The sequence below is a fragment of the Flammeovirga sp. AWQ4_249 genome (assembly GCF_056161045.1).
The window spans coordinates 1-8,871 of sequence record NZ_JBSWYJ010000080.1; the positions used below are offsets into that span (position 1 = coordinate 1).

Consider the following 8,871-nt stretch of genomic DNA (forward strand, 5'->3'; position numbering starts at 1 on the left):
ACCTTTGAGCGGGTGACGAGGCTCGAACCCGCGACCTACAGCTTGGAAGGCTGTCGCTCTACCAACTGAGCTACACCCGCAAGATAAAATGATGTGTGGGAGGGGCAGGATTCGAACCTGCGAAGCCGAAGCAACGGATTTACAGTCCGTCCCATTTGACCGCTCTGGAACCTTCCCAATTAAGTAATGTAGTTGTGGGAGGGGCAGGATTCGAACCTGCGAAGCCGAAGCAACGGATTTACAGTCCGTCCCATTTGACCGCTCTGGAACCTTCCCAGATTGCCCTCAATTACTTAATTTTTACACTCAATCTATCAATTTTGTTGAAATCGAATATTTCAACCTTACATTTTTCTATGCAAAAAGGTCAATCATTACTGATTAACCTTTGAGCGGGTGACGAGGCTCGAACCCGCGACCTACAGCTTGGAAGGCTGTCGCTCTACCAACTGAGCTACACCCGCAAGATAAAATGATGTGTGGGAGAGGCAGGATTCGAACCTGCGAAGCCGAAGCAACGGATTTACAGTCCGTCCCATTTGACCGCTCTGGAACTCTCCCAATTAAGTAATGCAGTTGTGGGAGGGGCAGGATTCGAACCTGCGAAGCCGAAGCAACGGATTTACAGTCCGTCCCATTTGACCGCTCTGGAACCTTCCCAGATTGCCCTCAATTACTTAATTTTTACACAAAACTTTATCTGAATCGTGACCATTTATCCCGATTGCGAGTGCAAATGTATGGTAAGTTTTTTTATCTGCAAAATAAAATGACACCTTTCTAATCAAACAAATGTAAACTATTTGATAAGCAGAAAATTACAATTCTATTCTAAACTAAAGTTTCTAACAAACGTTCGATCCTTCAGTTTAGCTCTAATTACATAATTGCCTTTATCAAAAGTTGACAATATATATTGTGTCTTTAATTTCCCATGTTCTAAATTCACACTTGTGTAGTACAAGTCTTCAATTTCTTCCTCATTTTTAATAGAAATTTGTACATTTTTATCTTGAGCAAAAAAACCATCTACTAACAATGTGTCATTATCAAGTTTAATATTAAAATATGGCCTTTGATAATCTGTACTATGATATACCTTTAAAGTAGTTCCTGTATCTTTATTAAATACTTCCCCATAAACAGCTTTTCCATCAAGAGCGAATTGAAAATGATATATCCCTTTAGGTAAGTTATTAATCGCATATTTACGTTTCAATTCACCTTTCTCTCTGAAAACTTCCCAAAAAACAGTTTTTTTAGAAATTTTTTCTGACATCTGGAAAAAAGAATTTTCTCCAGAGATTGCATGAGCATTTATAGCTAAAATTCCATCATTAAATTTTAATTCTTCAGGTAAAGTAGTAGCATCTTGAGCCTTAATTAGGTTAGATGAGAAAAAAAATAAGATAAAATAGAAAAAAAAATTGTTCATATGATTTTTATTAATTTTGGCTCTAATATGCTAATTTATATATAATGAGCCACTTTTATGAAGTCTAAATATAAGAGAAATACCTATAAGTCACTGTATATTAATATGAATTAAGAAAATATTTCGCTTTCAAGTTTGTTATTTCTCAACAAGTATCTACCTTTGCATCTCGGAAATCTAAGGTACTTACGTAAAGTACTGAAAATTAACGAATAAACGGGTGTAGCTCAGCTGGTAGAGTTACGGTCTCCAAAACCGCAGGTCGTGGGTTCGAATCCTACCACCCGTGCAAATTAAAATTTGAATAGCTATATTTAGCCGTTCAATAGATTTTAAAATTTACATAACATAAAGTTGTTACTAAAAAAGCAACTTTTTTTATGTGCAAAATTCGTAAGAATTATGAATAAATTAATGCAATTTTTTAGAGAGTCATACACAGAAATGACTGACAACGTTTCATGGTTGTCGTACAAAGAAGCTCAAGATAGCTCTGTATTAGTTTTAGTAGCGTCATTAGTATTTGCTCTTGCAATTGGTGGTGCTGACTATGTAATCAACTTCCTTTTAACAGAGTTCTATAACATATTCTAAGAATAAGTTATAGTGAAAATTGTATTTTTAGTTAAGAAACCTCAACAGATAAAACTAAATAGCGATGGGTGAGCTTAAATGGTATGTAGTTAGAGCTGTAAGTGGCCAAGAAAAGAAAGTAAAAGATTATCTACTTAAAGAGTTAGAAAATCAAAATCTTCAGAACTTTATCACGGAAGTATTAGTTCCAACAGAGAAAGTTTATCAGGCAAGAAAGCAAAGAGACGGTAAAGTGAAAAAGATTGCTGTCGAGAAAAACTTACTACCAGGGTATGTTATCGTACAAGCTGATTTATCCAATGGTGAGGTTCAACACACGATTAATAGCGTTCCGGGTGTAATAGGTTTTCTGAATGCGGACTCGAAAGATCCGTCAGTGCTTCCAAAACCTATGCGTGACTCTGAAATTAATCAGATCCTAGGCAAAGTCGATGAGTCGGACGAAGGCGAAGTTAAACATGACACGTCTTACTCTGTCGGCGAAACAGTACGCGTTATGGATGGTCCATTCTCTGGATTCTCCGGAAGCGTAGAGGAAGTCTTCGAAGAGAAGAAAAAACTCAATGTCATGGTGAAGATTTTTGGCAGAAATGCACCTGTGGAACTCGATTATAAACAAGTAGAAAAAGAAGAATAACATGGCAAAAGAAATCGAAGGTTTCCTGAAGCTCCAAATTAAAGGTGGAGCAGCCAATCCGTCGCCGCCAGTAGGTCCTGCGTTAGGTTCGAAGGGTTTGAATATTATGGATTTCTGTAAACAATTCAACGCTCGTACTCAAGACAAAGGAGGGCAATTATTGCCTGTATTAATTACAATTTTCAAAGACAAGTCTTTTGATTTCGTAATTAAGACTCCTCCAGCGGCTAACTTGATCATGGATGCGGCTAAAATTAAAAAAGGTTCATCAGAGCCTAACCGTAAAAAAGTAGCGTCAGTTACTTGGGATCAGTTAAGAACGATTGCAGAGACAAAATTACCAGACTTAAACTGTTCTACAGTTGAATCAGGTATGAAAATGGTTGCGGGTACAGCTCGTAGCATGGGTGTAACAGTAGAGGGTACAGCTCCTTGGGAGGCTTAATTTCTACAAGTAAAATAGTTAATCATGGCAGTATCAAAGAAAATGAAAGAGGCTCTATCAAAATATGATAGAACTCAGGAATATACGCTGGAGAAAGCTACTGAGCTTGTGAAAGAAATTTCTTTCGAGAAGTTCGACGCTTCTGTAGACTTAGACGTGCGTTTAGGTGTTGACCCACGTAAAGCGGATCAAATGGTTCGTGGTGTGGTTACTCTTCCTCACGGTGTAGGTAAAGAAGTTAAAGTTCTTGCTCTAGTTACTCCAGACAAAGAAGAAGAAGCAAAAGCAGCAGGTGCTGACTACGCTGGTTTAGACGAATTCATCAAGAAAATCGAAGGTGGATGGACTGATATCGACGTAATCATCACTATGCCAACTGTAATGGCTAAAGTAGGTCGTTTAGGTAGAGTTTTAGGTCCTCGTGGTCTAATGCCAAACCCTAAAGCGGGTACTGTAACATTAGAAGTAGGTAAAGCTGTAAAAGAAGTTAAGGCTGGTAAAATCGACTTTAAAGTTGACAAAACTGGAATTATTCACACATCTGTTGGTAAAACATCATTTAGTGCTGAGCAATTAAAAGAAAATGCTGCTGAGTTAATCGCAACATTATCTAAGTTAAAGCCTTCTTCTGCTAAAGGTACATATTTTAAGAGCGTAACGATTTCTTCAACTATGGGCCCTGGTGTCAAAGTTGAAAAGGGATCAATCGATAGCTAATTATGACAAAAGATCAGAAAGTACAACTTGTTGAAGAGTTAAGCCAAAAATTGGCAGCTTGTGATTACTTCTACGTTGTAAACAGTGCTACTATGACTGTTGACGAAGTAAACAAGTTCCGTAAGGCATGCTTTGCATCAGGTATTGAATATCAAGTAGTCAAGAACACGCTAATTGCGAAAGCTCTTGACAAATTAGAATCAGAGACTGATTATACAGAACTTAAAGACAATGCTCTTAAAGGTATGTCAGGTATCTTATTCTCTCCAGAATCAGGTGCAGCTCCTGCGAAAGTTCTTAAGGACTTCCAAAAGGATATGCCAAAAGATCGTAAAATCCCTGCATTGAAGGCTGCTTCAATCGACGGTGGTTTATACGTTGGAGAACAACATTTAGAGGCTTTAACAGCAGTAAAATCGAAAGCAGAACTTATTGGAGATATCGTTGGATTACTTCAATCACCTGCTAAGAATGTTGTTAGTGCTTTACAGTCTTCAGGTCAGACATTATCTGGTCTATTAAAGACATTAGAGGAGAAAGGAGAGTAATATACTCGTTTCTAACAAAACCTCATGCAACTTTGATTGCATAACCATATTAATATAATTGATTTAAAAAAACACGTTTTAATTTTATACAAAAATGGCAGATTTGAAAAAATTCGCAGAAGAGTTAGTTAACTTAACAGTTAAAGATGTACAAGAGCTTGCTGAGATCTTAAAAGAAGAGCATGGTATCGAGCCAGCTGCTGCTGCTGCTCCAGTAATGGTTGCAGGTGGTGCTGAAGGTGGTGCTGCTGCTGAAGAGAAAACTGAATTCGACGTGATCTTAAAATCAGCTGGTTCAGCAAAATTAAAAGTAGTTAAGGCTCTTAAGTCTGCTGCTGGTTTAGGTCTTAAAGAAGCTAAAGAATTAGCTGATTCTGCTCCTGCTCCAATCAAAGAAGGTATCTCTAAAGAAGAAGCTGAAGCATTAAAAGACGCTTTAGCAGCTGAAGGTGCTGAAATCGAAATCAAATAATTTTAGTTTATAACTAAATTTATCGATAATAGATAAAGAGGTGAATCTTTCGAGGTTCACCTCTTTTTTTATCTATATTTTTTTGACGTAAATATTCTTTTCAAAAAGAGTTTTTGTAAAAACATAATTACTTTCTTATAACCTTAGAAAGACATTATAATAAGCGGCACTACAGGATATGCTTTCTAGTAACTTTATGCAAAAAACTAATTACATTGTATCATATATCTCCTTATAAATACTCCTTAGTTCAATCGTTTTATCTAATTCTTCCCTTTTTACCTCTTCCAAAAAAAGTTTGGATACAAAAAAAGCAACCTCTTCTGAGATTGCTTCAGTATAAATAATTTCAATATTTTATTTTACGACATTAGCTTTAACTGTAATAATAGTTACAGGTTCCTCTGAATCATTTGTAAATAAAGTAAATGATCTTGTCTCTTTTCCAGTTCTTGGTGTTTCTAGAAATCGAATATTAATATTGACAGTTTCGAATGTTTGAACTTCTTCATTTTCGATACTTAATAATTCTAAGCCATGATTCGTTTCCACTTTTAAAATTTTCAAGGGAACTTCACCTGTATTCATTACTGATAATGTAATGATTTTACTACCATCATTTTTTACATTACCTAAATTCATATAAGTACTTGACAATCCCATTTTGGGTTTAGGGCCATCTCCTTCTGATTCGGGAAAATAAATAGATGCGGCTACAATACATTCTGATGAAACAATTTTTTTATCTTTAGTTGATAGTTCAATATTGAAGGTATCTTGAGCATAACCATATTCTTCTCTATCCTCAGGTTTGATAAATAAAGTAAATGAACCTTCTGTTTGTGGAGGAATTTCGAATTCAGAACTATCAATTAAAACACCTAAATATTCTGGTGTTTCAGGAGAAGTTTCAAACCTTAAAGTATCTTTTGTGTCATTATAAAAATAAACTCTTTTAGATGCAATACCTTGAGCTGTTAAAAGACCAAAGGATACTTTTTTATGTTGCCATTTTAAACCATTTCTATCATAAGGATATAAACTTTCTTTTGATACAGAAGATGGTCGAATAAACCCAGCAAGTTTAATGTCGTACTCTTGATTGCTTCCTTTTAATTTTACTGTAAAAGTTTTATTAAATGGTCCAGGTTTATAAGGAATCAATTGAACATTAATATTTCCATTATTTCCTTTTTTAATATCATCCGTAGGATAACTTGCTATCAAGCAAGAACAGTCTGAAATAACTGTATCAATATTTACGGTATTTGAAGAAATATTTTTGAATGAAAAATTATAGGAAATTGTATCTTGATAATTAGATAACTTTCCAACAAAAATACTGTCATGTTCGAATTTGATGCTATTTTGAGCGAATAAATTGGAAGTTAATAGAAGTACACTTCCGATAAAAAGAATTAACCTTTTGAGCATAATACGGGGAATAAAAATTGGAAGCTCAAATATAGTCTATTATACAATATGGTCTATAAATTTTAAAGTATTCTAACTAAGTATTTCTATTTTGATATAACTTATGAAAAACCATATGGTTAAAGCCCAAAAAGATACTAAAGAATAGCTTTGTTTGGTTATTCTATACTTCAATATATATAATAATGGTAACATAGATAATACACCTCCCATTAATTCAATAATATGAAGGATCACACTAGGAATTCTATTGATTAATTGTACATAATCTAACATTATTAATATAATGCCTATTACATTAATACTAATTATATATATAATTATTGTTTCCATCTCTTTCTTCTTTAGTAGTATAATAGTTTTCTATATTTAACTTAGAAAGAGTACTTTAAGGATGTTATTATAGGATTTTGTTAGGTTAAAAAAATGAAAATAATTATTGGATGCCATTCAAATTCATGTTTTCAATACAATTCCAATAACATTGACCAATCAGCCTACTGTCTGTTTTCACTTGAATTAGATTTTTACCTTCTTTTAATTTTACATTTTGAAATTGTATTGTATTGATTGTTGAAGAGTTTTTTAACTTTTCTATTTTTTTGATTATTGACATAAAGAGTTACTGCTTTAGCATTGGTATATACTTTAACTTCTATATTATTACTTCTATCTATTTTTCTTTTTTCGGCAATATGGATAATAGGTTCAGGATTCCAGTTTGCTTTATAAAAATAAAATGCATCTTTTTTAATTTTTCGATCATAAGAAACTAAGCCCTTATGATTTAAAGATGCGGTACCACCTCTATTCCACCCTGCCACAGAAAAATCGAACATATTCCAAACAAAAGTACACCAAAGATGAGGACGTTCTTGAAAAATAGCCCAAGTAGTTTCATGGTATTCAGATTGGTACTTCTCAGGAAAAAAAAATTCCAGAAGGTTTTTCTAATAGACATATATCTTGATGTTGTACATTTCCTCCAACTCCATATTCACTTATTCCGATTGGTCTATTCGGAAATAGTTTTTTTCCTTTATCAATCCAACTTCCCATATCTTCTGTTTTTCCATAATACCACCCAAAGTATTTGTTCCAAGCTTGTAGGTCAATGATATTCCCCATATTTGAAGTAAATTCTCTATCACTTGCTGAAGTTGTTGGTCGAGTTGTATCCAATTGATGAGCTATTTCCACTAACTCTTTCGTTAACGGAACACAGTATTCTTTAGGATTATCATAAGCTCTTACTTCATTCCAAATTCCCCAAGTAAAAATAGAAGGGTGATTATAATTTTGTAAAATCAATTCTTTCAATTGTTCCTTTGCATTATTTCCTTCTCTTCCTCCATAATCATGAACAAAAGGAATTTCAGCCCATATCAACAATCCATTTTTATCTGCCTCTTCATACATAATATCTGATTGTTGATAATGAGCTAATCGAATTGCTGAAGCTCCAATTTCTTTAATCAATTGAATATCTTCTTTGTGATGTTCATTAGTAAGTGCAGGGCCATATTGTTGCCATTCTTGATGACGACTTACTCCAAAAATTTTATAAGGTTGACCATTTAGTACAAATCCTTTATTAGGATCAATTGAAAAAGAACGAATTCCAAAAGTTTGTTCTATTTTATCTTGACCATTGATGGTTGTTAAAATTGCTTCTAATGTATATAAATGAGGATTAATTTTTCCATTCCATGTTATTGGATTATCGACACTCATCTTAGTTTTAATAACCTTCTCATCTGCATTGAAGGAAACCAATGTTCTTACTACTTCTTCTTTATTTATGTCCTTAATAGTAAATTGAATTGTTCCAGTTTATTTGTATTGATATAACTTTCAATAGAAACTTCAGCCTTATTATTCTTTAAATCAGTAGTTATAAAAACTCCAGAAGAGGCATAGTATTCTGTTTCAAAATGAGATGTTGGAGTTGTGAAAATTTGTACTGGACGGTAAATTCCACCATATAAATTAAATAAATGATCATCAATAGGAATCATTCTATTGTATTCTTTATTACTGACTTTAACAGCGATTGTATTTTCTCCCTTTACTAAATATGGTGTAAGATTGATAACAAAAGCTGAATAACCTCCTAAGTGCTTCCCTGCCTTTTGACCGTTTACAAAAACTTCAGAACGATGCCCTACTCCTTCAAATCTTAAAAAGGTCTTATTATTAATAATTAAAGAATCAAATTTGATCTTAGTTCTATACCAACTTTCACCTTTATAGTATCCTATATCGTTAATAGCATCCATTGAATAGGTATGTGGTACTTTGACTTTTGTCCACCCTATAGTTTCAAAGTTTTTTTGCCACGCACCATACTTTACACCTTTATAAAATTCCCAATTCTTTATTGTTGATGGAGAACGAAATTTCAACATTGGATTTTGAGCAAATAGATTTAGAGTAATACACCAATAGATGAAGAAGGTTACAATATATTTCATTTCAAATAATAATTAGTTTAGTTCCAATAGTGTCCTAAACGTTTTCATTTTCTGAAAAAATGCACGTTTAAGCTATTATTATTGTATAAAATCATTCAATATTAAAATAAATCCC

General features: G+C 33.5%; 11 protein-coding genes and 7 tRNA genes. 7 read left to right on the plus strand and 11 right to left on the minus strand.

The window, feature by feature from the left end; genetic code table 11:
* Window positions 1-7 precede the first annotated feature (7 nt).
* The 7 genes from ACXAHM_RS25665 to ACXAHM_RS25695 all read right to left on the minus strand — a co-directional run bounded on the left by ACXAHM_RS25665 (window position 8) and on the right by ACXAHM_RS25695 (window position 1,435).
* Window positions 8-80, minus strand: a tRNA-Gly gene (locus ACXAHM_RS25665).
* 16 nt (window positions 81-96) lie between these two features.
* A tRNA-Tyr gene (locus ACXAHM_RS25670) sits at window positions 97-177 on the minus strand.
* A gap of 18 nt (window positions 178-195) precedes the next feature.
* A tRNA-Tyr gene (locus tag ACXAHM_RS25675) sits at window positions 196-276 on the minus strand.
* A gap of 115 nt (window positions 277-391) precedes the next feature.
* A tRNA-Gly gene (locus ACXAHM_RS25680) sits at window positions 392-464 on the minus strand.
* A 16-nt stretch (window positions 465-480) separates the two neighbouring features.
* Window positions 481-561, minus strand: a tRNA-Tyr gene (locus tag ACXAHM_RS25685).
* Window positions 562-579: 18 nt separating this feature from the next.
* Window positions 580-660: transfer RNA gene (locus tag ACXAHM_RS25690), tRNA-Tyr, on the minus strand.
* 166 nt (window positions 661-826) lie between these two features.
* Window positions 827-1,435 (minus strand): hypothetical protein, encoded by a 609-nt coding sequence (locus ACXAHM_RS25695; protein WP_474966938.1) that lies wholly within the window; start codon window positions 1,433-1,435, stop codon window positions 827-829.
* A 216-nt stretch (window positions 1,436-1,651) separates the two neighbouring features.
* On the opposite strand from ACXAHM_RS25695, the gene ACXAHM_RS25700 reads away from it, so the two are divergent.
* The 7 genes from ACXAHM_RS25700 (at window position 1,652) to rplL (ending at window position 4,848) form a co-directional block, all read left to right on the plus strand.
* A tRNA-Trp gene (locus tag ACXAHM_RS25700) sits at window positions 1,652-1,724 on the plus strand.
* Between the two features lie 125 nt (window positions 1,725-1,849).
* Window positions 1,850-2,029, plus strand: coding sequence for a preprotein translocase subunit SecE (secE, locus tag ACXAHM_RS25705; RefSeq protein ID WP_474966939.1), 180 nt, complete (start codon window positions 1,850-1,852; stop codon window positions 2,027-2,029).
* A gap of 64 nt (window positions 2,030-2,093) precedes the next feature.
* Window positions 2,094-2,666 carry a transcription termination/antitermination protein NusG gene (nusG, locus tag ACXAHM_RS25710; RefSeq protein WP_474966940.1) on the plus strand — a complete coding sequence of 191 codons (573 nt, stop codon included), beginning with the start codon at window positions 2,094-2,096 and terminating at the stop codon, window positions 2,664-2,666.
* A gap of 1 nt (window position 2,667) precedes the next feature.
* Window positions 2,668-3,111 (plus strand): 50S ribosomal protein L11, encoded by a 444-nt coding sequence (gene rplK, locus ACXAHM_RS25715; RefSeq protein ID WP_044202167.1) that lies wholly within the window; start codon window positions 2,668-2,670, stop codon window positions 3,109-3,111.
* Between the two features lie 24 nt (window positions 3,112-3,135).
* On the plus strand, window positions 3,136-3,828 hold the full coding sequence (gene rplA, locus ACXAHM_RS25720; RefSeq protein WP_474966941.1) for a 50S ribosomal protein L1: 693 nt from the start codon (window positions 3,136-3,138) through the stop codon (window positions 3,826-3,828).
* Window positions 3,829-3,830: 2 nt separating this feature from the next.
* Entirely contained in the window at window positions 3,831-4,376 is a 546-nt protein-coding gene (rplJ, locus tag ACXAHM_RS25725) for a 50S ribosomal protein L10 (protein WP_474966942.1), read from the plus strand.
* A gap of 94 nt (window positions 4,377-4,470) precedes the next feature.
* The gene (gene rplL / locus ACXAHM_RS25730) at window positions 4,471-4,848 is read left to right on the plus strand and encodes a 50S ribosomal protein L7/L12 (protein ID WP_474966943.1); all 378 of its coding nucleotides are present in this window, start codon (window positions 4,471-4,473) and stop codon (window positions 4,846-4,848) included.
* A 357-nt stretch (window positions 4,849-5,205) separates the two neighbouring features.
* Here rplL and ACXAHM_RS25735 read toward each other — a convergent pair whose 3' ends face one another.
* From ACXAHM_RS25735 to ACXAHM_RS25750, 4 genes are all read right to left on the minus strand, one after another.
* Window positions 5,206-6,282 (minus strand): DUF1573 domain-containing protein, encoded by a 1,077-nt coding sequence (locus tag ACXAHM_RS25735; protein WP_474966945.1) that lies wholly within the window; start codon window positions 6,280-6,282, stop codon window positions 5,206-5,208.
* 527 nt (window positions 6,283-6,809) lie between these two features.
* A complete protein-coding gene (locus ACXAHM_RS25740; RefSeq protein WP_474966949.1) occupies window positions 6,810-7,121 on the minus strand; it encodes a hypothetical protein in 312 nt (103 codons plus the stop codon).
* Window positions 7,122-7,203: 82 nt separating this feature from the next.
* Window positions 7,204-8,058 (minus strand): glycoside hydrolase family 2 TIM barrel-domain containing protein, encoded by an 855-nt coding sequence (locus ACXAHM_RS25745; RefSeq protein ID WP_474966951.1) that lies wholly within the window; start codon window positions 8,056-8,058, stop codon window positions 7,204-7,206.
* A 23-nt stretch (window positions 8,059-8,081) separates the two neighbouring features.
* Window positions 8,082-8,756 (minus strand): sugar-binding domain-containing protein, encoded by a 675-nt coding sequence (locus ACXAHM_RS25750; RefSeq protein WP_474966954.1) that lies wholly within the window; start codon window positions 8,754-8,756, stop codon window positions 8,082-8,084.
* Window positions 8,757-8,871 lie beyond the last annotated feature (115 nt).